The organism is Rhodococcus sp. WB1 (assembly GCF_001700945.1).
Classification (GTDB): Bacteria; Actinomycetota; Actinomycetes; order Mycobacteriales; family Mycobacteriaceae; genus Rhodococcus; species Rhodococcus aetherivorans.
Window position 1 is genome coordinate 5,564,566 of sequence record NZ_CP015529.1, and the last position, 26,191, is coordinate 5,590,756.

A 26,191-nucleotide genomic window follows, 5' to 3' on the forward strand; every position below is an offset into this window, starting at 1 on the left:
GTCGCGTCCGGCCGCGGCGGGACGGGCGTCGTGCCGCACCGAACCGAACGGCGGGCGCCTCCGTCGTCCGTCCCCTCCCTCGATCAGGGATGCGCGACGGCGCGATCCTCGGGGGCGGGAACGGTGGCTGCGGGCCGTCGCAGACCGAAGGACTCGAAGCCGACGACGTACAGGAGCGTCACCAACGCGAACAGGTCCATGAATCCGAGGGCGTTGCCGTGCAGGCCGCCGGCGACGGCCGGCTCGTGGAGCACGATCTCGGCGATCACGTAGTAGTACAGGACGAACGTGGTCACGGCGAGGGCGAACGTGATCACCACGCGGGACAGCAGGTTCACCACGGCCCCGCCGCCCGTCGGCCTGTTACCGAAGGCGTTGGCCCACAGAATCATCCATGCGACCCAGCACACGCCCAGCTGGGCCGGGAACTGATCGAGCGGGAAGCCCGGTTCGGCTGCCGTGCCGGGTCCGACGAGCACCGCACACACCGCACGCAGCGCCACGAACAACACGGTGCCGAGCACGATGTTGCCGACCGTCGAGACCAGTGCGACCCGCATGCGGCTGCCGGCGAGCCGCCACGGCCAGTTCTCCCAGGTCTGTCCGGTGAGCACGATCGCGACGATGATCGAGTAGTACCAGCCGAGCAGTGTGTCGATGCCGAGCAGTGCTGTGCCTTCCCGAACCGTCTCCGAGACCGCGGGTACACCCAACACGAGATAGAGCAGTGCGGTGGGGACGAGGAGGGAGACGATCTCGCAGGCGCCGACCCACGGCTGTTTCAGGCCCAGATCGGTCCACGGCCAGTGTCCCCAGTTGAGCACCACCAGGACCCACGTGGAGAAGCCGAACAGGACGAACAACGCGCCCGTGAAGTAGCCCAGGCCGTCGGGACGCGCGGCCGCGTAGTCGGGATACAGGTGGCCGATTCCGCTCGCCAGGGCATACGTGACAACGACGGCGAAAGCCGATGCGGCGCCGAGGAACGCAATGCCGCGCCAGGGTTGCCGTAGCCGGTCGAATCCCCAGAGTTCGAGGTTGAATCCGGCCCACACGACGAACAGCAGGGCCCAGAACAGGGCGGCGTTGAACGGCAACGGATACAGGTCGAACGGGCTGAGCCGCGGGTCGGCGAGCAGATACCACGCCGCGACGGAGGCGGTGGTGATCACGGCGGTGTTGGCGACACCGAATCCGAGCCACCCCGGGGACGTGTCGGCGTGCGAGCGTTCGGGCATGGGGTACCGAAACCTTCTGTGATGCCCTCGAAACGAGGGGCGAGGGGAACGTCGGCCGAGGAGATCGGTGAGTGGTGTGGTGGCCGGAGTCGGCTGCCGGATCGCGGACCGTGTCCTCGAGGGTTCTTCGTCAGCTCCGCCGGCGCAGTTCGGGACCGGCCGTGGGAGCGTGGAGCATCGGAGTGTCCTTCCCGTGAGAATGCGACTCGTGAGAATGTGACTCGGAGCACACTCGAAACGATCGCGCGTCACAACTGTTGCGCCGCGTTGCATCCCCCGCTCGGGTCCGGATCGTCCGCCACGGCCGCCCGGCATCTCCCGGACCTCGACGGCCGCTCACCACTCCGGCCGGGTGTGGATCGAGTCGAGGTCGCAGCGGTCACCCGAAATGGGCACCGGGCCGCGGTGCTGCTCGGCGCCGACGACTACGACGCGCTGCGCGAGACCATTGCCGTGCTGGCCGAGAAGTCCCTGCTTGCCGACCACCTCACGGGAAGGGCCGAGATCGAGGCCGGGGGCAGTCTCGATGCCGCAGCCCTCGCCGAGATCATGTCGGCGGGCAAGCCCGACGACGAGTGAGCGTCCCCGGCGAGCCCTACACCCTGATCGTGGCCCGTACCGCTGCCCGTGCGCTCGAGCGGACCCTGCCCGAGAAGGTCGCCGCCGCGGTGTACGAGTTCCTCACCGGACCCCTCCTCGAAAACCCGCACCGGGTCGGCAACGAACTCGCCCCACCGTTGGCACCGGCCTGCTCCGCCCGCCGCGGCTCCTACCGGGTGCTGTACCTGATCGACGAGAACACCCGCCAGGTCCGAGTCACCGCGATCTCCCACCGCGCCGACGCGTACCGCACCTGAATCGTCCGGGGCGCGGCCGGGGTGAGGATCTCGTCGAGGCGCTGCGACCGGACGTCGGCACCTATCCGCCACGGCCGTCCAGCATCTCCCGGGCCTTGACGGCCAGCCACCACTCCACCCGGGTGTGGATCGAGTCGAGGTCGCGGCCGGTGAGTTCGGTGATGCGGGCGAGCCGGTTCCGCAGGGTGTGCCGGTGGATGCCCAGCGCGGCGGCGGTGCTCTCGGCCTGGCCGTTGTGCTCGAGGTACGCGGCGAGGGTCTCGACCAGTCTTCCGCTCGATCCGTGCTTCGCGTCGTAGGCATCGAGTGCTTCGAGTCCGGTGCGGGCGATGGCCTGCAGCGCGTCCGGGTCCTGCATGCCCAGCAACACCGAGAAGGTACCGAGCTCGGCGAACTCCACCGGTGTCCGGCCCCCGTTCCGCGCTGCCCTGACCGCCGAGAGAGCCTGCTGCACACTGGTGTTCGCGTCCTTCACGCCGCACGGACCGCCCAGCCCGCACCGGACCGGCCGGCCGAGCTGCGCGCGGACCCGGTCCTGGACCCGGGTCGCGATCTCGCGGGCCCGGTCGGCCGGCAGAACCACGGCGACATCCGTGCCGACCGAGGCCGCCAGATGGGGTACGCCCTCCGCGGCGAGGACTGCGCCGACCTGCCGTTCCGCCGGCAGCAGCGGGCCGACCTCCGTCAGCACGGCGACGGCGACGGTGTCGGTCGGTTCGAACCCGAAATAGCGGAGCAGGCCGGCGTCCATGCGTTCGGGTGCGTCGAAGAGTGTCCGGGTGACGACGGCCCGCAGCCGCTGTTCTGCGCTCTGCACCTTCGCGGGCTTGCCGAGCTCGATGGAGATCAGCGACACGGCGTGGGCGAGGAGCAGACGGTCGGCCGGCGGGAGCGGCTCCGCGGTGCCGACGGCGAGGTATCCGTAGAGGTCCTGGGCCGCCGCGATGCTCTGAACGGTGTAGTGCCCGGCGGCGTCGACCAGCACCTTGCTCATCTGCCGTCGCCGCGGAGATCGGGACGCCGACTCCGCCACCCCGCGCGCATGCCGGACCGCCCGCGTCGTGTCGGACCCGTATTCGGCGAGTACGCGATCGTCGGCGTCGACGACGGCGACGGCTCCGGCGAGGGCCTGACCGAGCGCGGTCACGACCGCGGGCACACCCCCGCGCAGTGTGGCCCGGGCCAGCCGCTCCTGCTGATCGACGACCCGCTGCACCGCGCGGACCTGGTCGGCGGTCAGTTCGTCGATGACCGCCCGGGTGATGGCGATGAAGGGCGTCGAGGCGGGCACGGCGAGCACCGGGAACCCCAGCGCGTCACCCGCGGCGCGCAGACCGTCGGGCACGCGGTCGAACCGGGTTCCGGTGTCGAACGCCAAGGCCGCGCAGCCGGCCCCCACCAGGCCCTGGAGGTACGCGAACTGCTCGTCGGCGCCGGCGCCGATCTCCAGTCCGGTGGTCATCACGAGCTCTCCACCCGAGAGCCACGGGGTGGGGTCGGGAAGCTCGATCGGATGCGCCCACTCGATGACACGGTCGGCTCCGTCGCGACCCGCCACGAGAGTGAGCCCGAGCTCCGGCAGCGTCGTGAGCCGACGCACGGTGATGGCCATGATGACGATCCTTCCCCCCACCGGGCGGCTAGGAGGTGGGGTGTTCGGCGAGGACTTCGAGGGCCAGATGCACGTCGGTGACGTCCCGGGGGGAACGCAGGGACCGGCCCAGCAGGTCCTCGACTCGTTTCACCCGGTGCCGCACGGTATTCGGATGCAGGTTCAGCTCCCGCGCCGTCCGCCCCACGTCCAGGTCCCGGGCCAGGTGGAGCACGAGGAAATCGACCAGGTCGTCGTGGCCGTCGAGCAGTGGGGCCAGGACCGCGGTGGCGCGCGCGAGAGCGGGCCCCGGGTCGCGGCCCGCCAGCAACCAGTCCGCGAGGCTCACGTCCTCGAAGCGCTGGGTGCTGCGGCCGAGCCGCTCGGCGGCCCGTCGCGCCCAGCGCGCCTCGCGCAGTTTGTCGGGCCCGCGCGCGGGATCGGTGAACGGCTCGCTCGAGCCGCACGTCAACCCCTGTGGAAGGTTGTTCGACCAGGAGTCGAGAGCCTCCGCCCGGGCGGGGACCACTCCGACGAGGCCCCCCTCGCCCCGGGCGAGCAGCAGGGTCAGCCCGATGTCGCGGGCCAGCCCGGACACGTCCGTTTCGACGGCATCGAGCAGCGAGTTCGCCCGGAACACCCATCGGCGGTTGTCGTAGTCGGGTGCGGCGGACAAGGCCAGCATCCGCATATCGGGCTCGGGGCCGAACCGCAGCATCTCGAGCTGGTCCAGGACGGTGTCGGAATCGGCCGGATCGCCCGACGCCAGCGCCCGCACCAGTGCGGCGTGCCGCGCGCGGTTTTCGATGGTGGCGCGCTGGCGGGTGCGTTCGATCGTGTTGAGCAGCCTCAGCGACACCTCGACGGCGGGCGCGGTGAGCGGATCGGTGAGTTCGTTGCTCTTGGACGCGAGGGCGAACCAGTAGTGCTGGCCGCCCGGCGAGATCGAGTGCGCGCTCACCGACCATCGGCCCACCCGGAACAGCAGCCGGCCGTCCCGGCCGCGCAGCTGATTGCGGATCAGGTGCACCGGTGCGCCACCCGCCGAGGCCACGACGTCGCCGACCTCGTTGTAGAGGACGACGCTGCTGCGGAGCAGCCCGGCGAGCCGGGCCACGAGGTCGGCCTCCGGGGACTCGGCCGTCATCGCCTCGAGCAGGTGGTTCTGCATCTGCAGCGTGCGGCGCAGCAGCATCGAGTCCTGCGCCTGCGCCGCGGCATTGACACGTCCGACCACCTCCATGAACGGCAGTTCCGGCGGGATCGCCACCACGGCGAACCGATGGCGCTCGGCCTCGTCGAGCAGGGGCCGGGGGACGTCGTCGGTGATCACCCCGACGCCGTACCCGAGCGCGGCGATGCCGGACCCCACGAGCTCGCGGATCAGTTCGCGATAGGCCTGCTGCGGGTGCTCGTGGCCGGGGAAGCGCGAGCCGGTGGTGAGCATCATCGACCCCGGCCGCAGCCACCGGGTCGGGTTCTCGATCTCGATCGGGTGCGCGCCGGTGATTCCCACGTTGGGGTCGGCATCGGTCGCCAGCCGGAGCCCGAGGTCGGGTTCGAGCAGCAGGTCGACGAGCCGGAAACGGTCCGGAAGCATGCCCGACATCTTTCTCCCATGGGTGTGAAGATCTCCAACGATTCGGGGAACTCGATTCACTTTCTCCAATTGATGGCCCCGCGACCAGGCCGAATACTGGGTTCCACCCGACCCAGGAGTATGACGATGATCACATCCCGCAATCCCCACCTGCGCGTCGCCGTGGACGTCGGAGGCACCTTCACGGACGTGTGCATCTTCGACGAGAGCGCATCGACCACCCGCATCGCGAAGGTTCCCTCGACCCCGGACGATCCCATGCGCGCCGTGATCGACGGTGTGCGCACCGCGGGCATCGACCTGACCGAGGTGACCCTGTTCTCCCACGGCACCACCGTCGCGACCAACGCGCTCATCACCCGCAACTTCCCGCCCGCGGCCCTCGTCACCACCCGCGGGTTCCGCGACGTGCTCGAGATCCGCGACGGCACCAAGGACGAGTTGTGGGACACGTACGTCGACGTCGGCACCCCCTACATCCGCCGCCGTGATCGGTACGAGGTCACCGAACGCATCGACTACGCCGGCGAGGTCGTCACCCCGCTCGACGAGTCGGAGGTCCGGGAGATCGCCCGCATCCTGCGCCGCAAGAACATCAAGACCGTCGCGGTGTGCCTGATCAACAGCTACGTCAACAGCGCACACGAGCAGCGCGTGCGGGCACTGCTCGAGGCCGAGCTGCCCGACGTCACCGTCTCCACCTCCAGCGAGATCCTCCCCGAGATCTTCGAGTACGACCGCGCCTCCACCACCGTCGCCAACGCCGTGCTCGCACCCCTGGTCAGCGGGTACGTCAACCGGCTCGAAGCGCAGCTGCGCACCGACGGATACGACGGCGACCTGCTCCTGCTCCATTCCGGCGGGGGCTCGATGACCCCCGCGATGGTGGAGAAGTATCCCGTCCGGCTCGCCGCCTCCGGCATCGCCGCCGGCGCGATCGCCGTGGCCGACATCGCCACCCGCTGCGGATACCCCAACGCGATCGGCCTGGACATGGGCGGTACCAGCACCGACATCTCGCTCGTCTACGACGGCGAGGTCCGCACCACCAAGCAGTGGCAGGTCGAGTACGGCTTCCCCATCTCCTTCCCCAGCATCGAGGTGCTCACCATCGGCGCCGGCGGCGGATCGCTGGCCTGGCTCGACGAGGCAGGCTCGCTGCGCAACGGGCCGCAGTCGGCCGGCGCCTCCCCCGGACCCGCCTGCTACCTGCGCGGCGGCACCGAGCCGACGAACACCGACGCCAACGTGCTGCTCGGCCGCCTGGGCACCGCCCTCATCGGCGGCGGCCTCACTCTGGACGTGGCGGCCGCGGAGAACGCGATCAAGCAGAGCGTGGCCGGACCGCTCGGTCTCGACGCCGACACCGCGGCCGGCAACATCATCCAGGTGGCCAACGCCAACATGGCGGATGCGGTGCGGCTGTTGTCCATTCGGCGCGGCTACGATCCGCGCGACTTCGTCCTCGTCGTCTGCGGCGGCGCGGGCGCCCTGCACGGCGCGGCCCTCGCGAAGGAACTGTCCATTCCGACCGTCGTGGTGCCGCCCCATCCGGGCATCACCTCGGCGCAGGGGTGCCTGCTCGTCGACATCCGGCACGACCTGTCGGCCATGTTCCAGGGCCGCGTCGACGAGGTCGACACCACCGCGCTCGAGCGCGAATTCCTGCGGCTCGAGCAGGAGGGCACGCAGCGTCTCCGCCACGAGGGGGTCGAACCCGAACGGATGGTCCTCGATCGTCATATCAGCATGCGCTACGCGGGGCAGTGGCGTTCGCTCACCGTCGCGGCCGGCAGCGGCCCCGGCTTCCTCGCGGAGGCCGTCGAGCGGTTCCACGAGGAGCACGAACGGGACTACTCGTTCCGGCGCGACGACACACCCGTGGAGATCTACCAGATCGGGCTGCGCGCGGTGGGCACCACGCCGAAGCCGAACTTCCCGCGCACCTCCGAACCCACCACCGCGGAGCCGGCGCCCGTCGAGCGGCGCAACGTCTACTTCGACGAGGCGCGCGGCCGGCTCGACACCCCCGTCTTCGACCGCGACACACTGGAATTCGGTACGCGCATCCCCGGCCCGGCCGTGATCACCCAGCTCGACTCCACCACCGTCGTCCCCCCGGGGACCACCGCCACGATCGACGAGTGGGCGAACATCCGCATCGACATCCAGGAGACCCGATGACCACCACGTCCCCCACCCTCGATCCGGTCACCTTCGAGGTCCTCAAGAACGCGTTCGCCACCTCGGTCGACCTGATGTCCGAGCAGATCCTGCGCACCTGCTACTCGTTCGTCATCTACTCGCGGGACTTCTCCTCCGCGCTCTGCGACGCCGAGGGCAACACCGTGATGCAGGGCAGCCAGGACATCGCGGTCCACGTGGGCACCCTCCACTTCCAGTGCAAGGCCGTGCTCGAGGAATTCGGCTCCGACATCAACCCCGGCGACATCTTCATGGTCAACGACCCCTACCGGGGCGGCACCCACCTCAACGACGTCAGCTTCGTCCGGCCCATCTTCGCCGACGGCGTCCTCATCGCCTTCGCGCAGAACAAGGGTCACTGGGCCGACATCGGCGGCAGCGTCCCCGGGTCGTTCGACGTGACCGCCACCGAGCATTTCGGTGAGGGCCTGCGGATCACCCCGGTCCGGGTGTGGCACGAGGGCCGATTCCTGGCGGACGTCGCGAAACTGCTCGTTGCGAACACCCGGTCGCCGGAGATCAGCATGGGCGACCTGCACGCCCAGGCGGAGGCCACGGGCGTGTGTGAACGTGAAATCCACCGACTCGTCGACAAATACGGGCGCGGCACCGTCACCGACGCGATGCGCGAGGTCCAGGACTACGTCGAGCGCATCGTGCGCAGCCGGGTCGCCGACCTGCCGGACGGCACGTGGACCACCGAGGACTACCTCGACTCCGATCCCGCCCGGCCCGAGGGGCTCGTCCCGATCCGCGTCACCATGACGATCGAGGGCGACCAGCTCAGCTACGACCTGACCGGCAGCGCACCGGCGGTCGCCAGCTTCCTCAACAGCGGCTACGGCACCGCGTTCTCCGGGATCGTGGCGGGCACCAAGTCGTTCTTCCCCGACGTGCCGCTGAACTCGGGCCTGTACAACGCGATCCGCACCGACCTCGGACCGGAGGGCACCGTCGTCAACGCGGGCTGGCCGCACGCGGTGACCGGGTTCTGCTCCGGTCCCTACGAGAAGATCATGAACGCGATCTTCGAACTGTGGTCGAAGGTCGTGCCCTCCCGCGCCATCGCGTGCTCGTTCAACCTCGAGTACCTGCTCGTCGGCGGCCGCGACGCCCGCACCGACGACCGGCCGTTCTTCATGTGGTACGACTGGATGGCCGGCGGCTGGGGCGGACGCAGCTCGAAGGACGGATCGAGCGCCACCGCACCGGTGTTCGGTATCGGCCTGGCCGTGCAGCCGTGCGAGGGGCAGGAACGCCTCACCCCCGTGCTGACCAGCGAGCACGCCATCATCACCGATTCCGGTGGACCCGGGGAATACCGCGGCGGGTGCGGCCTGTCCAAGGGCGGCATCCTCACCGACAGCGACAGCAGCGTGATGTCGTACTGCTGTGACCGTTCCCGCTCGGTCACCTGGGGCATCGAGGGCGGCCTGCCGTCCATCCCGCACGGTGTGTGGCTCAACCGCGGCACCCCCGAGGAGCGCTTCCTCGGGTCCGTGTTCTCGAATGTGCCCGTCCAGTCCGGAGATTCGTTCGAGCGGCCGTCGGCGGGCGGTGGTGGCTACGGGGATCCGCTGCAGCGGGACCCGGACGCCGTGCTCGAGGACGTGATCGACGGATATGTCTCCGTCGAGCGCGCCGCCCTGGACTACGGCGTCGTCGTCGTGCCGGTGGACCCCGAGATCGACCGCTACGAGCTCGACCACGACGCCACCGAGCGCGTCCGCGAGGAGATCCGCGTGTCGCGCAAGGGCTGGCTCGACGAGGACCCCGAAACCGTCGCCGCCCGCTACCGCAGCGGTGAGCTGTCCATGCTCGACCTCGTGCGCCGCTACGGCGTGATCGTCGACTGGGGTACCGGCGAGCTGCTGCCCACGACCACCGCCCAGTTCCGCGATCTGCTGCGGACCCGCTCCGTCGCGCACTGGTCCTGAAGCCCGTGCGGGGCAGTTTCACCGCTGCCCCGCAACGGGTTTCGCGCTCTCCACCCTCCCTCGAAGCTCCCCTGCCGAACCTCCCGCCCCCGGTGCTGCGGGCGGTCGTGCGCCCCTGCGCCGGTTCGGATTCCCTCCCCCCGAGAGGCGACCCCATGTCCGATCACCTCACCGAATCTGCTCCCGGATCCCCCGCGGAGCGGGAAATCGTGCCCGAATCCGGGCGTCTGTCCCGCTGGTCGCTGACGATGGCATGGTGGGCCATGTTCAGCGCCATGTTCTGGCTCTACATCGCGGTTGCCTCGGCCGGCGCGGTCGGGGTACCGGCCACCCTCGCCGGGATGGCTGCCTCGATCGCCACCTTCGGCGTCGTCAATCTGGTGCTCTCCCGCTATGCGATCCACACCGGCCTGTCGGTCGAGCTGCTGTCCCGGCGCATGTTCGGCGCCGTCGGCTCACTGCTCGCCCCGGTGCTGTTCGCGGCCACCGCGCTCTACTACGGGGTCTTCGAGGGTTCCATCGTCGCCGTGGCTCTGCAGGAGTACTTCGGCGGCGACATCAGGCTGTGGTACCTGCTCTGCACGGTGTACATGATTCCCGTGGTGATCGGGGGTGTCGCCGCGTGGCTCGACAAGCTCAACGGGATCCTGCTGCCGTTCTATCTCGTCGGCATGGTCGCCGTCGTGGTGGCCGCGACCGTGCGCCAGGGCTACCCCACCGGATGGCTCACCGCCACGGTGGCATCGGGTCCGCTTCCGGGCTGGCTCACCGCCTACCTCGTCTACATGGGCGTCTGGGTGCTGATGATGTACACCTTCGACTACGCGAGGCTCGGTCGCCGCACCGACGCCGCCTTCCACGGCACCGTCACCTTCGGCTGGGTGTTCTATGCGCTGACCTTCGGTGTGAACGGGCTCGTCGGCCTCTATCTCCTCGGCGCCTGGGACATCGCCGGAACCGAGACCGGCGTGGTCGAGGCGGTCGTCGGCTCCCTCGGCTTCGCGGGGGTGCTGCTGATCATCGTGTCCCAGACCCGCATCAACTCGGCCAATTTCTATCTCGCCTCCACCAACCTCCAGGTGTTCGTCCACCGGGCACTGCGCATCGACGTGCCCCGAGCGGTGTGGGTGGTGGTCACCGCCGTGCTCGCATACCTGCTCATGCTCACCGACGTGCTGGGGTACCTGCTGCAGGCCCTCGCCTGGCAGGGCGTGCTGATCACCGCCTGGGTGGCGATCGCGGTGGTCTACGTGCTGCGGGATCGGGGCCACGCCATGCCCCGCACCGCGTCCGGTGGGGCGCTGGCGTGGCTGATCTCCTCGGTCGCCGGCATCGCGCTCACCGTGCAGGAGGTCAGCGCGACGTGGGCGCAGCTCGCCCCGGTGGTGACGGTGCTGCTGGCCGCGGGCAGCTACGTGCTGCTCACCCCGCGGGTGACGGATCGTGCGCCCTCGGAACCCGAGGCGGCGCAGGGACCCGAAACGTCGCAGGCACCCGAGGCGGCGCCGGATGAGGCGCAGCCGGTCTGAATCCGGCGGACAATCGCCCCGACGGCGGGTGTGACCCACGATTGTGTACATCACGGACATGTCGTGGGTCACATCACGGCCATAGTGTTCTCCCATCCGAGCGACAGCGCCGCCGTAACGCCGGAACCGGCACACGACGGCGGCCGCACATCAGGTCTCGAAGGGAGTGCCGTGCATACCGATCCACCGGCCGAAAGGTCCGACACCCTGGGCCACGCGCTGAAGAAGCGCCATCTCACCATGCTGTCCATGGGAGGGGTGATCGGGGCCGGGTTCTTCGTGGGGATCAGCGCGATCATCGGTCAGGCCGGCCCCGGCGCCATCCTCACCTGCCTGATCTGTGGGCTGATCGTCTTCCTGGTCATGCGCATGCTCGGGGAGATGGCCGTCGCCAAGCCCTGCACCGGCTCGTTCACCGAATACGCCCGCGACGCCATGGGCAACTGGGCAGGCTTCGCCACCGGCTGGCTGTTCTGGTACTTCTGGGTGGTCGTCGTCGGGATCGAGGCCGTGGTCGGGGCCACCCTGCTCGGCCGCTGGCTCCCCGGCGTGCCGCTGTGGCTGATGGCCGCCGGCCTGCTGCTGATCATGACCGTCGTGAACCTGTTGTCGGTCGGCAACTTCGGCGAGGCCGAGTACTGGTTCGCCGGGATCAAGGTCGCGGTGATCATCGCGTTCCTCGTCCTGGCCGGTCTCTACGTGCTGGGCGTCTGGCCCGGGGCCGAGCTGTCCTTCGGCAACCTGACCGCACACGGCGGCTTCCTGCCCCACGGCTTCACCCCCGTCATGGTCGGGGTGGTCGCCGTCATCTTCTCGATGACAGGGGCCGAGCTCGTCACGATCGCCGCGGCCGAGTCGAAGGAGCCGGCCGCGGCGATCCGCCGCGCCACCAGCACCGTCGTGTTCCGGATCCTGGCGTTCTTCGTCGGCGCGACGTTCCTGCTCGTGACCATGCTGCCGTGGGACAGCTATGTCGTCGGCGAATCCCCGTTCGTGGCCGCCCTCGACGTCCTGGGCATCCCCGGGGCCGCCGAGATCCTCAACTTCGTGGTGCTGGTCGCCGTGCTCTCGTGCCTGAACTCCGGGCTCTACACCGCCTCGCGCATGCTGTTCGTGCTCGGTGCCCACCGCGACGCACCCGCGTGGATGACGGCCGTCAACTCCCGCGGTGTCCCGCTGAAGGGCGTGCTGTCGTGCACGTTCGTCGGATACGTGTGCATCGTTGCGGCCTACGTCTGGCCCGACACGATCTTCCTGTACCTGGTCACGTCGTCCGGTGCGATCTGCCTGTTCGTGTACATCATGATCTGCCTGTCGGAGCTGGTGCTGCGCCGCCGCTGGGAACGCACGTCGCCGGAGATCCTGCAGTTCCGGGTGTGGCTCTACCCGGTCCTGCCGGTCGTCGTCACGGCCGTCATCGTCGCGATCCTCGTCGGCATGTGGTTCACCGGCGCCCGCGCCGAACTGGTGCAGTCGCTGATCGCGCTCGCGGTCATCGTCGCCGCGTACCACCTCAAGACCCGGTACCTGCGCCGGCGCGGCGGCGAACGGGCCACCCCGCCGGAGGAGAGGGCGCTGGCCCGGGCGATGCACGTCGACGCGGAGCCGCGACCCGGCGGGCCGCAGCCCGCGCCCTCGGGCAATCCGGCCCACTGACGATCCGCTCCGCGCCGCCGGCTGCAACGACAGCCGGCGGCGCGGTGTTGTGCTCGGAGGACAACACCCCGTCGGAACTCGAGCCCGCGAGGCCGTAGTCGGGACGTGATCCCCGTCACTACCGTTGTGGTCAGCCGAAGAGAAAAGGACCGACGGTAGTGACGATCGAATATCTGGTGTGGCACCGCGAATCGGACCGGCCCTGCGTGCGGGACGACGACCGGGAACTCACCTACGCCGAATTTGCCCGCAGAGTCGACGGTTTCGCGGCGCAACTCCAGCAGCACGGGATCGCTGCGGGTGACGTCGTCGCGGTGATGCTGCCGAACCGGGCCGAACTCCTCGTCGCCCTCATGGCGGCGTGGCGGCTGGGTGCGACGGCCACCCCCGTCAATCCCGCGTTCACCGCGACCGAGGCCGAGTACCAGATCGACGATGCGGGAGCCGTACTCGTCCTGGGCGCCGGTCCCGACACTCCGTCGGGCGGCCGCCCGCTGATCCACGTGGACGACATGGCTACCGCCCCGCCGGCCGGATGGTCGGCCGGCGCCGATCCCCGTCCCGACGACACCGCCCTGCTGATCTACACCTCCGGCTCGACCGGCCGCCCGAAGGGCGTGCAGCTCGCCCACGCGAACCTGCAGTTCATGGCCGACTCGTTCCGCACGCACCTGCAGCTGACCGAGGCCGACCACTGCCTACTGATCCTGCCGCTGTTCCACGTCAACGCGATCGCGGTCAGCTTCCTGGCGCCGATCCTGGCCGGGGCGCAGCTCAGCATCACCGGCAGGTTCTCCCCGGCCCGGTTCTTCGACGACGTGGCACGGCTGCGGCCGACCTACTTCTCGGCCGTGCCCACCATCTACGCCCTGCTAGTCTCCCAGCCGCTGGACACCCCGGTGGACACCTCGTCGCTGCGCTTCGCGATCTGCGGCGCGGCCCCGATCTCGAAGGAACTTCTCGATCGGGTCGAGCAGCGCTTCGGCCTGGTCGTGGTCGAGGGCTACGGGCTCACCGAGGGCACCTGCGCGTCGGCGTGCAACCCGATCGACGGCCCCCGCAAGCTCGGCACCGTCGGCCCCGCGCTGCCCGGCCAGCAGATCGCCATCGCCGGACCCGACGGGCGGCACCTGCCGGCCGGGGCCACCGGCGAGGTGCTCATCAAGGGGCCCAACGTGATGCGCGGCTATCTCGGCCGACCCGAGGAGACCGCCCGCACCGTCGTCGACGGCTGGTTGCACACCGGCGACGTCGGCCGGCTCGACGAGGACGGATACCTCACCCTCGTCGACCGCATCACGGACATGATCATCCGCGGCGGGGAGAACCTGTATCCCAAGGAGATCGAGAACGCCCTGGCCACGCACCCCGCGGTCCTCGAGTCCGCCGTGATCGGCGCGCCGCACGAGGTGTACGGCGAGGTTCCCGTCGCGTACGTCGTGACCTATCCCGAGCGGACCGTCACCGACTCCGAACTGCTCGCCCACCTCTCCGAGCGGCTGACGAGGGTCAAGGTGCCCGCCGAGGTGCACGTCGTCGCCGCCCTGCCGCGCAACCCCGTCGGCAAGATCGACAAACCCGGCCTGCGGCGCAGCCACGGTGCTCCCGTGCACGCCTGACCGCTCCCGAGGACACCACAAGCTCCACCCCGACTCGCCGGCCCCGGGCCGGTGGGGCGGCAACCCCTACCCGAAAGGCGAATTCCCATGGGTTTCAAGACCGGCCACTTCCCGGAAGTGGACCCCGCCACGTTCCGCGACCTCCCGTTCCGGGATCGGTTGCGGGCCATGTCGACCCACTGGGTCGACTACGGATTCGGCACGCCGAAAATGGTGCACACCGTCTACATCCTCAAGCTGCTGTTCCTCTACATCGGCGCCGGCACCGCCCTGGCGACGCTGACCTCGGGCCTGTCGTGGCTCGACGTCTCGTCGTGGTGGAACCAGCCGATCGTCTACCAGAAGCTGATCCTGTGGACCGTGCTGCTCGAGGCGCTCGGTCTCGCCGGGTCGTGGGGTCCGCTCGCCGGGCACTTCAAGCCGATGACCGGTGGCTTCCGGTACTGGCTCAAGCCCGAGACGATCCGGCTCCCACCGTGGCCGGGCAAGGTGCCCGGCACGTCCGGTGACCGCCGCACCGTCGGCGACGTGGCGCTCTACGCCCTTTTGCTCGCCAATCTGATTGTCGCCGTCGTTCTTCCGGGTGTGCATTCCGCCTCCGTCGACGCGCTCGTCGCCGACAACGCCGGCCTCGTCCGCCCCGCGGTCGTGGCGCCGCTGATCGTGCTGCTGATCGTGATCGGCCTGCGGGACAAGGTCATCTTCATCGCCGCCCGCAGCGAGCAGTACCTGCCGGCGATGGTGTTCTTCACCTTCCTGCCCTTCGTCGACATGATCGTGGCCCTCAAGCTGCTCATCGTCACCGTCTGGGTCGGCGCCGGCGTCTCCAAGTTCGGCCGCCACTTCGCCATGGTGGTCCCCCCGATGATCAGCAACACCCCGTGGATGCTGTCCAAGCGGGTCAAGCGCATGCACTACCGCAGCTTCCCGAACGACCTGCGGCCCTCGCACCTCGGCAGCGGCGTCGCCCACGTCCTCGGCACGTTCGTCGAGATCGTCACCCCGCTGGTGCTGCTGTTCTCCACCAACCGCACGCTCACGCTGCTCGCGGTGCTGCTGATGGTGGCGTTCCACTTCTTCATCGCCTCGACGTTCCCGCTCGCGGTGCCGCTGGAATGGAACCTGCTGTTCGCCTACGCCACGGTCTTCCTGTTCTGGGGCTTCCCCGCCTGGGACGGCTACGCCGTGACCGACATGTCGTCGCTGTGGCTGGCGGGCGCGATCACCGCCGCGCTGTGCTTCTTCCCGGTCCTCGGCAACCTGCGCCCCGACCTGGTCTCGTTCCTGCCGTCGATGCGGCAGTACGCCGGCAACTGGGCCTCGGCCACTTGGGCGTTCGCCCCGGGTGCGGAGGAGAAGCTGAACCGGCACATCGTGCGGGCCGCCGAGAACACCCGCACCCAGCTGCTCGCGACCTACCCCGCCGACGTCGCGGACGTCGTGATGCACCAGCTCCTGGGCTGGCGGTCCATGCACAGCCAGGGCCGGGCGCTGATCTCCCTGATGATGCGCCACCTCGGGGACGACATCGACACCTACGACCTGCGCGAGGCCGAGTTCTCCTGCAACTCGATCGTCGCCTTCAACTTCGGTGACGGGCACCTGCACAACGAGCACCTGATCGCCGCGATCCAGCGGCGCTGCAACTTCGCGCCCGGCGAGTTCGTCGTCGCCTGGATCGAATCCCAGCCGATCCACAAGGGCACCCAGGAATACAAGGTGATCGACGCGGCCCTCGGCGTGATCGAACGCGGCACCTACAGGGTCGCCGATGCCGTCGCCGAGCAGCCCTGGTTGCCCAACGGGCCCATCCCGTTCGACGTGCAGTGGACAATGGACCGCGAGGGCGCCCACCGGGCAGCCGCACAGCGGGAGGTCACAGCGTGAGTACGGCGGTCGTGGTCGGTAGCGGACCCAACGGGCTCGCTGCCGCCGTCCACCTCGCCCGCAGCGGCGTGGACGTCCAGGTTCTCGAGGCAGCCGACGAGATCGGTGGCGGCACCCGCTCCGGCGAGCTCACCGTCCCCGGCCTGGTCCACGACCACTGCTCCGCCTTCCACCCCATGGGCGCCGGCTCCCCCTACCTGCAGACCCTCGGCCTCGATCGCTACGGGCTGCGGTGGCGGTGGCCGGAGATCGACTGCGCCCATCCCCTCGACGGGAGCGAGGCCGCCCTGCTGCACCGATCCCTCGACGTCACCGCGGCCGGCCTCGGCGAGGACGGTCCGCGGTGGCGGCGGATGTTCGCCGACCTCGCAACCGGGTTCGACGGGCTCGCCGCGGACCTGATGCGGCCGGTGCTCAACGTCCCGCGGCACCCGCTGCGGCTGGCGGCGTTCGGGCCCCGGGCCCTGCTGCCCGCCACGGCCTCGGCCCGCTGGTTCCGCACCCCCAAGGGACGTGCCCTGTTCGGCGGGGTCGCCGCTCACGCCTACCACCGGCTGGACCGGCCCGCCACGTCCGCCGTGGGTCTGATGATCACCGCCGCCGGCCATCGCTACGGGTGGCCGGTGGCGGAGGGCGGCTCCGCCGCGATCGCGCGGGCACTGACCGCGCAGCTCGCGGAGCACGGCGGCAAGGTGCACACCGGGGTCCGGGTCCGCCGTGCCGCGGATCTGCCGCCCGCGGACGTCGTGCTCCTCGACGTCGCCCCCGAGGCCGCCCTCGGCATCCTGGGCGACGCGGTACCCGCGCGGATCGCCAAGGCCTACCGCAGGTTCCGCCACGCTCCCGGCGCCTTCAAGGTCGACTTCGCGATCGACGGTCCCGTTCCGTGGGCCGACCCGGAATGCGGGAAGGCCGGCACCGTCCACCTCGGCGGCGAGTTCGCCGAGATCGCCCGGGCCGAACGGGACGTCGCGACGGGACGCATGCCGGAGCGGCCGTTCGTACTGCTCGGCCAGCAGTACGTCGCCGACCCGACCCGCTCCCGCGGCTCCGTGCATCCGCTCTACGCGTACGCCCACGTCCCGGCCGGCTACACCGGCGACGCGACGGACGCGATCGTCGCCCAGATCGAGCGGTTCGCCCCGGGGTTCCGGGACCGCATCGTCGCCACCGCGGTCACCGCGCCCGCCGACCTCGCGCGACAGAACCCCAACCAGGTCGGCGGTGACATCATCGGCGGCGCCAACGCCGACCTGCAGGTGGTGTTCCGGCCGCGAATTGCGCTGGACCCCTACAGCACCGGGGTTCCCGGGGTCTACCTGTGCTCGGCCTCGACCCCGCCCGGGGCGGGCGCGCACGGGATGTGCGGCTACAACGCCGCGGAATCGGCGCTGCGGCACCTGCGGAGCGCCGGCCGTGGCTGAGCCGGTGGTCTCGGGGCGGTCGACGGGCGCACCGTCGGCCGCCGACGAGGTTCAGCGCGTCGTCGCCGAGGTCGCGCGCCGGTTCGACGCCCGCCAGCGGGAGATCACCCGTTCCATGACCGCGATGATGGCGCGGGAGATCGCTCACCTCGACGAGGATCCGCATCTCGTCGAGCTGCTCGAGGCGAGCGTGCACGGCAACATCGCGACGATCATCCACGTGCTCACCAACGAGATCCCCGCCGAACACCTCCAACCCACCACGGCGGCAGTGGAATATGCGTTGCGGCTGGCGCAGCGCGACGTGCCGTCGCACTCGCTCGTCCGTGCGTACCACATGGGACAGAACGACCTCATGCGGCTGTGCTTCGACGAGGTGCGGTCGATGAACCTCCCGCCGCAGGTGACACTCGACGTCATCGAGCACATCTCCGCGGTGGTCTACCGGTACATCGACTGGATCACCCTGTACGTGTTCGACGCGTACGAGAAGGAACGGCGCCGGTGGTCGGCCGTGCGCGGCAACGTGCACTCCGCCCTCATCCACGGCCTCGTCGACGGATCCGAAACCGACGTCGCGGCGTTCGAGGCGGAGACCCGGTACCGGCTCGACCGCTGTCATGTCGGGGTGATCGTCTGGACGACAACCGAATCCGCGGACGGCGCGATCAATCCCCTGGACCGGCTGGTGCGCGCGGTGGCGGTGCACCTCGGGTCGGATGCCCCGCCGATCCTCACCGCCATCGACCGGCGCACGGTGTGGGCCTGGCTGCCGTTCGATCGGCACCGGCCGACGATCGACACGGCAGCACTCGATTCCGTCGTCCGATCCCATCCCGCCGGCCGCCTCGCGCTGGGCCTGCCCGGCTCCGGCCTCGCCGGTTTCCGGCGCTCGCACGAACAGGCCGAGGCCGCGTATTCGATCGCGGTGGCCCAGGCCACGTGCACCCGGCGGGTCATCGGGTTCGGGGATCGCGGCGTCGCCGTGGTGTCGCTGCTCGCCCGCAACCTCGACGCCGCGCGGGCGTGGGTGGGCGAGATCCTCGGCCCGCTCGCCGACGACACCGAGCAGGCCGCGATGCTGCGGGTCACGCTCGGCACCTACTTCGCCACCGGTGAGAGCCACCTGCACACCGCCGAACGGCTGAACCTGCACCGCAACACCGTCAAGTACCGGATCAACAAGGCCCTCGGCGACCCGACCCGCGCGCCCGCGGTGCACGACAAGCTGGACATCGCGCTGGCGTTGCAGGCGTGCGAGTTCCTCGGGGAGGCGGTGTTGCGCTGACGCGCCGGTTATCCCGACTGTGACAACATCGGCACGGTCGGTCGATTCCAGGAGGCACCGTATGAGCATGCCCGGCGTGAAGGCACTCGTCTTCGACGTGTTCGGCAGTGTGGTGGATTGGCGCACCAGCATCGCGCGCGCGGCGGCACCGTTCCTGGCTCGTCACGGGAGCAGTGCCGAACCCGCGGAGTTCGCGGATGCCTGGCGCGCGCGCTACCAACCGGCCATGCAGGCGGTACGCGAGGGCAGGCGGTCCTTCGTGCGTCTCGACGTGCTGCACCGGGAGAACCTGGACGACGCCCTGCGCCGCTTCGGCATCGACCCGGCGGGCATACCGGGGCACGAACTCGATCAGCTCAACCGTGCCTGGCACGAACTGGATCCGTGGCCGGACGCCGTCGAGGGGCTCACGCGGCTGAAGCAGCGATTCGTCGTCGCGCCGCTGTCGAACGGCAACATCAGCATGATGGTCGATATCGCCAAGCGCGCGGGTCTGCCCTGGGATGCCGTCCTCGGTGCGGAGGTCGCCCGGGCCTACAAACCCATGCCCGAGGCCTATCTGCGCACGGCAGCCATCCTGGGCCTGGAGCCGGGCGAGGTGTGCATGTGCGCCGCCCACAACGAGGACCTGGCGGCCGCGCGTGCCTGCGGCCTGAAGACCGCGTTCTTCGCGCGACCCACCGAACACGGCCCGGCCCAGACCACGGACCTGCACGCCGAACACGACTGGGACGTGATCGCCGACGACCTCGTCGACCTCGCGCGCCGCCTCGACGCCTGACGGCGCCCGTGCGCGCTTCTGGTAGCGGCTACTACCAGAAGCGCGCACGGGGTCAGGCGCCGATCAGGCCGTCGGACTTCCAGGCCGCGACGACGGCCGGGCGCGGTTGGGCGGTGCCCCCGTCGGGCCAGTGCGACGACGGGTTGTCCCACGTGGCGTCGTCGGTCTCGCCCGGGTGCTGCACGCACACCACGACGCGGTTCTCCTGCACGATCGGCCCGCACGTCTCCGCGCCGACGGGGACGGTGAGGAACTGCCGGGTCTCGCCGCGGCGCGGACCGTCGAGCACGACGCTGAACAGCCCGTCGTTGGACTTCAGCGCGTTGCCGTCGGTGGAGATCCACAGGTTGCCGTGCGGGTCGAACGCCAGGTTGTCCGGGCACGAGATCGGGCTGACCTGAGCCTTGTCGAAGCCGCCGAAGTAGGTGTCGGCGGCCTCCGGGTCGCCGCAGACCAGCAGCAGGTTCCACGTGAACGACGTGCCCGCGTGGTCGTCGTCGAGCTCGAGCACCTGCCCGTTCTTGTTGTTGTTGCGGGGGTTCGCCACGTCGGCCGCGGCCTTGCCCTCCTCGCCGCGCTTGGAGTTGTTGGTCAGCGCCACGTAGATCTTGCCGGTGACCGGGTTCGGTTCGAAGTCCTCGGGCCGGTCCATCTTGGTGGCCCCGACCTTGTCCGCGGCCAGACGGGTGAACACGGCGACCTCCTCGGCGGTCATGCCGTCGACCAGGGACTCGCCGCGGCCGTCCTCGGCGGTGCGCAGCAGCGGGATCCACTCCCCCGTGCCGGTGAACGTGCCGGAGGCGGGAAGCGTACCGCTGCCGTCGATCTCGTCCGGCGCATCACCGGTCAGCTTGGCCACGTACAGGGTTCCGGCGTCGAGCAGCGTCATGTTGTGCCGCATCGCGGCCTGCGACGTGCCGCTCTGCATCGTCCGGGAGGAGACGAACTTGTACATGTAGTCGAAGCGTTCGTCGTCGCCGCTGTAGGAGACGACGGTGCCGTCGCCGGTGACGTGGATCGTCGCGGCCTCGTGCTTGAACCGGCCGAGCGCGGTGTGCTTGACCGGCACGGACGTCGCGTCCCACGGGTTCACCTCGACGACCCAGCCGAACCGGTTGACCTCGTTGGGGGTAGCGACGATGTCGAAGCGCGGGTCGAAGCGCTCCCACAGCCGTTCCGAGGCGCCGCCCTCGAGGCCGTACCGGGCCAGTCGCTCGGCAGCCACGGGATCGGTGACGTTCTCGGCGTTCGCGAAGTACTGGTTGAAGTTCTCCTCGCCGGAGAGCACCGTGCCCCACGGGGTGAGCCCGCCGGCGCAGTTGTTCAGGGTGCCGAGCACGCGGGTTCCGGTCGGGTCGGCGGCGGTCTTGACCAGGTCGCTTCCGGCGGCGGGGCCGGTGAGGGCGAACTCGGTCAGGCCGGTGATCCGGCGGTTGTACGGGCCGAATTCGGGTGTGAGGCGCCCGGATCCGGCCTCGCCCTTGACCTGCACGACGGACAGCCCGTGGTTGGCCCAGCCGATGCGCACCTGCTCCTCGGTGGGGTTCTCGGCGTCGTAGCCGGCGAACATGAACGGCTCGGACGTGTACTCGTGGTTGACCACCAGCAGGTAGGTGTTCGGCACGCCGTCGACGGGCAGCAGCCCGGCGAAGTCGTTGTTGTAACCGAACTGCTTCTCCTGCGCGGCCGCGGTCTGGTTGCCGATGTCGAAGGCCGGCGCGTCGGGCAGCACCGGGTCACCCCAGCGGATCACGACGGCCTGGTCGTAGCCCTCGGGGACGGTCACGGCGTCGTCGGTGTTCGGCGCGACGGCGGTGAAGTCGGTGCCGGTGGGCACGGGGCCGAGGTCCGCCGGGCCCGCCGTCGTGGCGCCGCCGGTGCTGCCCGCGTCGTCGGAACACGCGGCGAGCACGCCGCCCGCACCGACCGCGAGAACCGCCATCGCTCCGCCGCGCAGCACGCCGCGCCGGGTCAGGGCGGTGCGCACGATGTCGCCGAAGTACTCGCCCCCGGAGGTGTTGGGCACCGCGTGGGAACACGCGTTGCCGCACTTGTAGCGGCAGGTGACGGCGGCGCGCGACGATGTGCCGTCGTGCGTGACGATCAGCGGCAGGGGCTTCGGACTCACAGGTACTCCCTCGTCGAATCGGTTCAACGCGGGCACCGTAGGAGACCGAAACCAGGTAAAGGGAACGAGAAGGTGAACGGGCGGTGAGCCCGCCCCTCGGCACATCCGCGCCCCGCCCGGTCAGCCGCGACATCGGACTGCTGTCGCGACCGACCGGGAATCGTGCGGATGCGGAACCCCCACCGAGGAGCGATCAGTCGTCGGCGATTCCGGTTCCGCTGAGCGCGGGGACGGTCTGCTCGGGGCGGCGCAGCGACAATGCGGCCGTCTTGAACTGGGCCAGCTTGTCGACGACGGTCTGCCCCTCCGGGGTGTGGCCCCAGATGCTGATGCCGCGGTGCGTGGTCGGCTCCCAGGTGGATTCGTCGACCACGATGGGATTCCAGCCGACCTCCCACTCGAACCCGGACGGAGTGCGAGCGTAGTAGGACAGCTCGCGATCGTTTGTATGCTGGCCGACGCCGAGGGCCATGTCGAAGCCGAGTTCCTTGACACGCTGGTAGGACCGGGTCATGTCGTCGAGCTCGGTGACCTGGATGTTCAGGTGCTGGATCCGGGTGCGGACCGGGTCGACGGGAAGACCGCGGACCGCGGCGATCGCCACCGAGTGGTGGCGTTCGTTGACGCGCAGGAAGCGGATCTTGAGTTTGGCACCGCTGATGGTTTCGTCGATGTAGTCGGACAGCCGGGCGTCGAAGACGGTGCCGTAGTAGCCGTGCAGCGTGTGCGGCTGGGTCGAGGTGATCGCGACGTGTCCCATTCCCGATGCGCCGGTGACGAATCCGACGTTGCTCATCGCCAGCGGCGTGGTGGTGGTGCGGGCACGGGTGAAGATCTCCTGGTCGATGCCCTTCGGCCCGGGGAAGCGCAGCAGGCGTTCGACGCCGCGCAGGGCCGCCTCCTCGTCGGTGCCTTCGGTGACCGGGACGCCGCGGTCGCGCACCCGGGCGACGATTCGGTCGAACGATCCGTGATCGTCGATCTCCCAGCCCAGGGCGGTGACGTCCTCCGCGTCGCCGCGTTGCAGCAGGAACCGGCATTCGTGGTCGTCGAGCCGAAATCGCATGGCCTGGGCGGAAAGCCGGTCGGCGTGCAGGCCGATCGCGTCGCGGCCGAAGCGGTGCCAGTCGGCGAACTTGTTCGTCTCGATGACGACGTAACCGAGGTGGACGGAGCCGAACAGCGAGTCCGCGGTGGTCATCGGGTGCTCACGGTGAGGAAGGCCGTGGTGACGGCGTTGAAGAAGTCGGCGCGTTCCCACTGCACCCAGTGGCCGGTGTTCGCGGCGAGCAGCAGGTCGCAGTTGGGCATGGTGTGTGCCAGCATGCGGCCACCACTCGGACGATTGACCTTGTCGTCGGCGCCCCAGATCACCAGCGTGGGGGTGGCGAGCCGGCGCAGTCGCCGGTCGCGGGTGAAGTCCATGCCCCACAGCGTGCGCAGGGCGCAGGGCCCGGAGGGACGGCGCAGCGGCGGATCGGCCACCACGGCCGGATCGATGCTCGACCGGTAGCGTTCGTCGATCACCTCGTCGGGTACGGTGGCCCCGTCGAAGACCAGGTACTTGCGAATGAAGCCTTCGAGCTTGTCGCGTGAGGGACCGTCGCCGGTGTAGTACGACAGCAGCGATTGCAGGCCGGGAGTGGGCAGCCCGCGCGTGGTGCCGATGCCACCGGGGCCCATGAGCACCATCTTCTCGACCCGTTCCGGGGTGTCGAGAGCCAGGCGGAGGGCGCAGGCACCGCCGTAGGAGTTGCCGACCAGGTGGGCACGGCCGAGGTTCAGGGCGTCGAGCATTCCGCGGATGTTGTCGGCGAGGTAGCCGAACGGATCGGACCGGTCGACGCCCTTGCTCGAGCGTCCGTAACCGGGCAGGTCCGGCACGATCACCCGGAACTTCCGGGCGAGCTCGTCGATGTTGCGGGAATAGTTGGACACCCCGGAGGCGCCGGGCCCGCCGCCGTGCAGCAGCAGTACCGCCGGCCCTTCTCCGGTTTCGGCGAAGAAGATGTCCTTGCCGGCGACGGTCACGGTGCGTTCGGTCAGCGCTGTGCGGGTCATGCGAGGGTCTCCGTTTCCTCGGAAAGGCGAATGGATGGGGCGGCTTTCATTCCCGGCGGGGGCGGCGCCAGGTTGGTGTCGGGTCCGGCGGCGGCGTAGACGACCCCGTCCGGCCGCAGGGCCAGGACGGTGGCACCCTTGGCGCGCATCCACCGGATCAGGGTGCCGTTCGTGTCGACGACGGTGTCGGCGGCCGGGGCGGCGCCGGGACCGGCCAGGCGCACGGTCGGTACGCCGGCGGTGCGCCAGCCGGGCCACGAGTCCGGCGAGCCGACATGCAGGATCGTCCATCGCCCACCGAGCACGTCGTCGAGGCGTTCGAGGCTGCCCTTCTCGTCCAGCACCCACGGCTGCGGTACGAGCCATCCCACCGCCGCCGACGCGACCGCCTTCGGGCCGGCCAGCAGGCCTCGGGGGTAGAAGGCGTCCGGGATCCACCGATTGTCGCGTAGCCATTCGGGAATCCCCGGTACCCGCATGGCAATCCGGAAGAACCGATCACGCACGGCCGCGAGTACAGCGTGCCGCTGGGTGATGAGCCGGCCCACCTTGACCGCGCGGTCGGTCACCTCCCGCACATGGGGCAGGCGTTCCAGTTGATAGCTGTCGAGGATCGATTCGGGCAGGGTGCCGTCGAGCACTGCGGCGAGCTTCCAGCACAGGTTTGCCACGTCGCGCACCCCGGCGGACATGCCCTGGCCGATCCACGGCGGCATCGCGTGGGCGGCGTCGCCGGCGAGGAAGACCCGGCCGACGCGCCAGCGGTCGGCGAAGCGCACGTGGTGGCTGTAGACGACTGCGCGGAGAATCTTCACCTGCGTGTCGGTGATGCCCTGGTTGTTGAGTACGCGCCAGATCGCTGCGTCGGTGACCAGTTCGTCCTCGTCCTCGTCGTCGCGGACCGGGAATTCCCACCGGTGGTGTCCGAGCGGTGTCGGGCAGTCCACGGTCGGACGGTCGGGGTTGCAGTGGAACCGGAGCCGATCGTGGCCCGGCCACTCCTGCAGCACCTTCGTATCGATGACCACCCACCGTTCGGCGTAGGTCCGGCCCTCGTAGCCGATCCCGAGCTGAGCACGGGTGGGGCTCGCGCCACCGTCGGCGGCGATCACGTAGGACGCACGCACGCGTTCGAAGGCGTCGTTCCGTAGGTCGGCCAGCATCAGCTCGACCCCGGTCGCGTCCTGGAGGACCCGCAGGCACTCGTGCTCGAGCAGGACATCCACGTTGGGGAATCGTTCGACCCCGCCGCGCAGCACTTTCTCGAGTGCGGGCTGGTAGATGAACTGCTGAGGCGGGTGACCGGATCCGTGGGACACCGGTGCGATCTCCGTGAACGGTGCGCCGTTCGCGTCGACGAAGGTAGCGGCGTTGCCGGCGAGCATGTCCTCCTGCAGGCGGTCCGCCAGGCCGACCTGCTGCCAGATTCGCAGCACCTCCTCGTCGGTGGAGATTGCCCTCGCCCTGCCGTAGATATCCGGATTGCGCTCGATCACAAGCACTTTCAATCCGATCTGGCCGAGGATGTTCGCGGCGGTCACGCCGGTGGGGCCGTAGCCGATGACGGCGACGTCGTAGTGCGGGATGTCGGTCACGTCGAGACCTCTCGTCGAGCGGGGAAGGGTGTCGATCGGCGGGGTGGAATCCGGCCGCCGAAGATCAGGGATTGTTCCTGTAGTGGTCACTACAGTAAGCTGGCGTGCAGTGTGAGTCAATACACACCGTCGCAACCTGAGGAGCGCTCGTGGACGAGCAGAAGAGGACCCGGCAGCGCCGCGCGAACGGCGAGGAGTCCCGTCGCCGGATTCTGGACGCCGCCGTGGAGGTCGCCGCCGAGCGAGGCTACGAGGGCACCAGCATTGCGCTGGTGAGCAAGAAGTGCGGTCTGCCCGCGAGCTCGATCTACTGGCATTTCAAGGACAAGGACGAGCTGATCGCCGCGGTGATCGAGCGCAGTTTCGACACCTGGCTGTCCGGGTGGACCGTACCGGACGGCGACAACCCACGCGAACGCATCGTGGCCCTGGCGATGCAGGTCGCGAAGACGCTGTTGGATTCACCGGACTTCCTGCGGCTGGGGCTGATGCTCACCCTCGAGCGGCGCCCGGTCGAACCGAGCGCCCGCACAATGTTCCTGCAGGTGCGTGAGCAAGCACGCCTCCGCCTCGTCGACGCAATCCGCGACCTCGCGCCCGGCCTGTCGGACGGCTCGGTCGCCCTGCTGACCACGTACGCGATGGCCGGCGCCGACGGGCTGTTCATCGCCAAGGAGATCGGCGGCGACAGCGTCGATCTCGTCGCCCTGTTCGAACTACACGCCCATTCGCTCTACGACGCGGCGCAGCGGTTGAGCACTTCCGAAGGAGGCTGACCTCGCGCACCGCGCCGGT

At 69.8% G+C, this 26,191-nt stretch carries 19 protein-coding genes; 12 read left to right on the forward strand and 7 right to left on the reverse strand.

The window, feature by feature from the left end; all coding sequences use genetic code 11:
• Nucleotides 1-83 precede the first annotated feature (83 nt).
• Entirely contained in the window at nt 84-1,238 is a 1,155-nt protein-coding gene (locus tag A4U64_RS24945; RefSeq protein ID WP_050036193.1) for a hypothetical protein, read from the reverse strand.
• A 354-nt stretch (nt 1,239-1,592) separates the two neighbouring features.
• Here A4U64_RS24945 and A4U64_RS24950 point away from each other — a divergent pair, with 354 nt between their 5' ends.
• On the forward strand, nt 1,593-1,817 hold the full coding sequence (locus A4U64_RS24950; protein WP_050036487.1) for a type II toxin-antitoxin system Phd/YefM family antitoxin: 225 nt from the start codon (nt 1,593-1,595) through the stop codon (nt 1,815-1,817).
• Nucleotides 1,814-2,095: a type II toxin-antitoxin system RelE family toxin gene (locus tag A4U64_RS24955; protein ID WP_006932158.1), complete on the forward strand. Its 282-nt coding sequence runs from the start codon at nt 1,814-1,816 to the stop codon at nt 2,093-2,095. The genes A4U64_RS24950 and A4U64_RS24955 overlap by 4 nt, the downstream gene beginning before the upstream one ends.
• 61 nt (nt 2,096-2,156) lie before the next feature.
• Here A4U64_RS24955 and A4U64_RS24960 read toward each other — a convergent pair whose 3' ends face one another.
• Nucleotides 2,157-3,707 carry a PucR family transcriptional regulator gene (locus tag A4U64_RS24960; RefSeq protein ID WP_050036192.1) on the reverse strand — a complete coding sequence of 517 codons (1,551 nt, stop codon included), beginning with the start codon at nt 3,705-3,707 and terminating at the stop codon, nt 2,157-2,159.
• A 28-nt stretch (nt 3,708-3,735) separates the two neighbouring features.
• On the reverse strand, nt 3,736-5,295 hold the full coding sequence (locus tag A4U64_RS24965) for a PucR family transcriptional regulator (protein WP_006932166.1): 1,560 nt from the start codon (nt 5,293-5,295) through the stop codon (nt 3,736-3,738).
• Nucleotides 5,296-5,406: 111 nt separating this feature from the next.
• On the opposite strand from A4U64_RS24965, the gene A4U64_RS24970 reads away from it, so the two are divergent.
• The 9 genes from A4U64_RS24970 (at nt 5,407) to A4U64_RS25010 (ending at nt 19,612) form a co-directional block, all read left to right on the forward strand.
• Nucleotides 5,407-7,470: a hydantoinase/oxoprolinase family protein gene (locus A4U64_RS24970; protein WP_050036191.1), complete on the forward strand. Its 2,064-nt coding sequence runs from the start codon at nt 5,407-5,409 to the stop codon at nt 7,468-7,470.
• Entirely contained in the window at nt 7,467-9,428 is a 1,962-nt protein-coding gene (locus tag A4U64_RS24975; RefSeq protein ID WP_050036190.1) for a hydantoinase B/oxoprolinase family protein, read from the forward strand. Before A4U64_RS24970 ends, A4U64_RS24975 begins: the two co-directional genes overlap by 4 nt.
• Before the next feature lie 155 nt (nt 9,429-9,583).
• Complete coding sequence (locus A4U64_RS24980) at nt 9,584-10,957, forward strand: purine-cytosine permease family protein (RefSeq protein WP_065923272.1); 1,374 nt, start codon at nt 9,584-9,586, stop codon at nt 10,955-10,957.
• 171 nt (nt 10,958-11,128) lie between these two features.
• Nucleotides 11,129-12,613 (forward strand): amino acid permease, encoded by a 1,485-nt coding sequence (locus A4U64_RS24985; protein ID WP_029546736.1) that lies wholly within the window; start codon nt 11,129-11,131, stop codon nt 12,611-12,613.
• A gap of 158 nt (nt 12,614-12,771) precedes the next feature.
• A complete protein-coding gene (locus A4U64_RS24990) occupies nt 12,772-14,232 on the forward strand; it encodes a class I adenylate-forming enzyme family protein (RefSeq protein WP_065923273.1) in 1,461 nt (486 codons plus the stop codon).
• Nucleotides 14,233-14,319: 87 nt separating this feature from the next.
• The gene (locus tag A4U64_RS24995) at nt 14,320-16,119 is read left to right on the forward strand and encodes a DUF3556 domain-containing protein (RefSeq protein WP_006932179.1); all 1,800 of its coding nucleotides are present in this window, start codon (nt 14,320-14,322) and stop codon (nt 16,117-16,119) included.
• Nucleotides 16,116-17,543 carry a phytoene desaturase family protein gene (locus A4U64_RS25000; RefSeq protein ID WP_065923274.1) on the forward strand — a complete coding sequence of 476 codons (1,428 nt, stop codon included), beginning with the start codon at nt 16,116-16,118 and terminating at the stop codon, nt 17,541-17,543. Before A4U64_RS24995 ends, A4U64_RS25000 begins: the two co-directional genes overlap by 4 nt.
• A complete protein-coding gene (locus A4U64_RS25005) occupies nt 17,536-18,831 on the forward strand; it encodes a PucR family transcriptional regulator (protein WP_050036186.1) in 1,296 nt (431 codons plus the stop codon). Before A4U64_RS25000 ends, A4U64_RS25005 begins: the two co-directional genes overlap by 8 nt.
• Nucleotides 18,832-18,892: 61 nt before the next feature.
• Nucleotides 18,893-19,612, forward strand: coding sequence for a haloacid dehalogenase type II (locus A4U64_RS25010; RefSeq protein ID WP_065923275.1), 720 nt, complete (start codon nt 18,893-18,895; stop codon nt 19,610-19,612).
• A 52-nt stretch (nt 19,613-19,664) separates the two neighbouring features.
• On the opposite strand, the gene A4U64_RS25015 is transcribed toward A4U64_RS25010, so the two are convergent.
• The 4 genes from A4U64_RS25015 to A4U64_RS25030 form a co-directional block, all read right to left on the reverse strand.
• Nucleotides 19,665-21,740 carry a PhoX family protein gene (locus A4U64_RS25015; RefSeq protein ID WP_050036184.1) on the reverse strand — a complete coding sequence of 692 codons (2,076 nt, stop codon included), beginning with the start codon at nt 21,738-21,740 and terminating at the stop codon, nt 19,665-19,667.
• A 193-nt stretch (nt 21,741-21,933) separates the two neighbouring features.
• A complete protein-coding gene (locus A4U64_RS25020) occupies nt 21,934-22,941 on the reverse strand; it encodes a VOC family protein (RefSeq protein ID WP_050036183.1) in 1,008 nt (335 codons plus the stop codon).
• The gene (locus A4U64_RS25025) at nt 22,938-23,801 is read right to left on the reverse strand and encodes an alpha/beta fold hydrolase (RefSeq protein ID WP_050036182.1); all 864 of its coding nucleotides are present in this window, start codon (nt 23,799-23,801) and stop codon (nt 22,938-22,940) included. The genes A4U64_RS25020 and A4U64_RS25025 overlap by 4 nt, the downstream gene beginning before the upstream one ends.
• A complete protein-coding gene (locus A4U64_RS25030; protein ID WP_065923276.1) occupies nt 23,798-25,396 on the reverse strand; it encodes a bifunctional 3-(3-hydroxy-phenyl)propionate/3-hydroxycinnamic acid hydroxylase in 1,599 nt (532 codons plus the stop codon). The genes A4U64_RS25025 and A4U64_RS25030 overlap by 4 nt, the downstream gene beginning before the upstream one ends.
• 149 nt (nt 25,397-25,545) lie before the next feature.
• On the opposite strand from A4U64_RS25030, the gene A4U64_RS25035 reads away from it, so the two are divergent.
• A complete protein-coding gene (locus A4U64_RS25035; RefSeq protein WP_029546733.1) occupies nt 25,546-26,172 on the forward strand; it encodes a TetR/AcrR family transcriptional regulator in 627 nt (208 codons plus the stop codon).
• The last annotated feature ends 19 nt before the right edge of the window (nt 26,173-26,191 follow it).

What these genes read in the sequence shown, in the direction of transcription:
- A4U64_RS24945 (WP_050036193.1), bottom strand. Translation starts at nt 1,238, where the DNA reads ATGCCCGAACGCTCGCACGCCGACACGTCCCCGGGGTGGCTCGGATTC.
- A4U64_RS24960 (WP_050036192.1), bottom strand. Translation starts at nt 3,707, where the DNA reads ATGGCCATCACCGTGCGTCGGCTCACGACGCTGCCGGAGCTCGGGCTC.
- A4U64_RS24965 (WP_006932166.1), bottom strand. Translation starts at nt 5,295, where the DNA reads ATGTCGGGCATGCTTCCGGACCGTTTCCGGCTCGTCGACCTGCTGCTC.
- A4U64_RS24970 (WP_050036191.1), top strand. Translation starts at nt 5,407, where the DNA reads ATGACGATGATCACATCCCGCAATCCCCACCTGCGCGTCGCCGTGGAC.
- A4U64_RS24975 (WP_050036190.1), top strand. Translation starts at nt 7,467, where the DNA reads ATGACCACCACGTCCCCCACCCTCGATCCGGTCACCTTCGAGGTCCTC.
- A4U64_RS24980 (WP_065923272.1), top strand. Translation starts at nt 9,584, where the DNA reads ATGTCCGATCACCTCACCGAATCTGCTCCCGGATCCCCCGCGGAGCGG.
- A4U64_RS24995 (WP_006932179.1), top strand. Translation starts at nt 14,320, where the DNA reads ATGGGTTTCAAGACCGGCCACTTCCCGGAAGTGGACCCCGCCACGTTC.
- A4U64_RS25010 (WP_065923275.1), top strand. Translation starts at nt 18,893, where the DNA reads ATGAGCATGCCCGGCGTGAAGGCACTCGTCTTCGACGTGTTCGGCAGT.
- A4U64_RS25020 (WP_050036183.1), bottom strand. Translation starts at nt 22,941, where the DNA reads ATGACCACCGCGGACTCGCTGTTCGGCTCCGTCCACCTCGGTTACGTC.
- A4U64_RS25025 (WP_050036182.1), bottom strand. Translation starts at nt 23,801, where the DNA reads ATGACCCGCACAGCGCTGACCGAACGCACCGTGACCGTCGCCGGCAAG.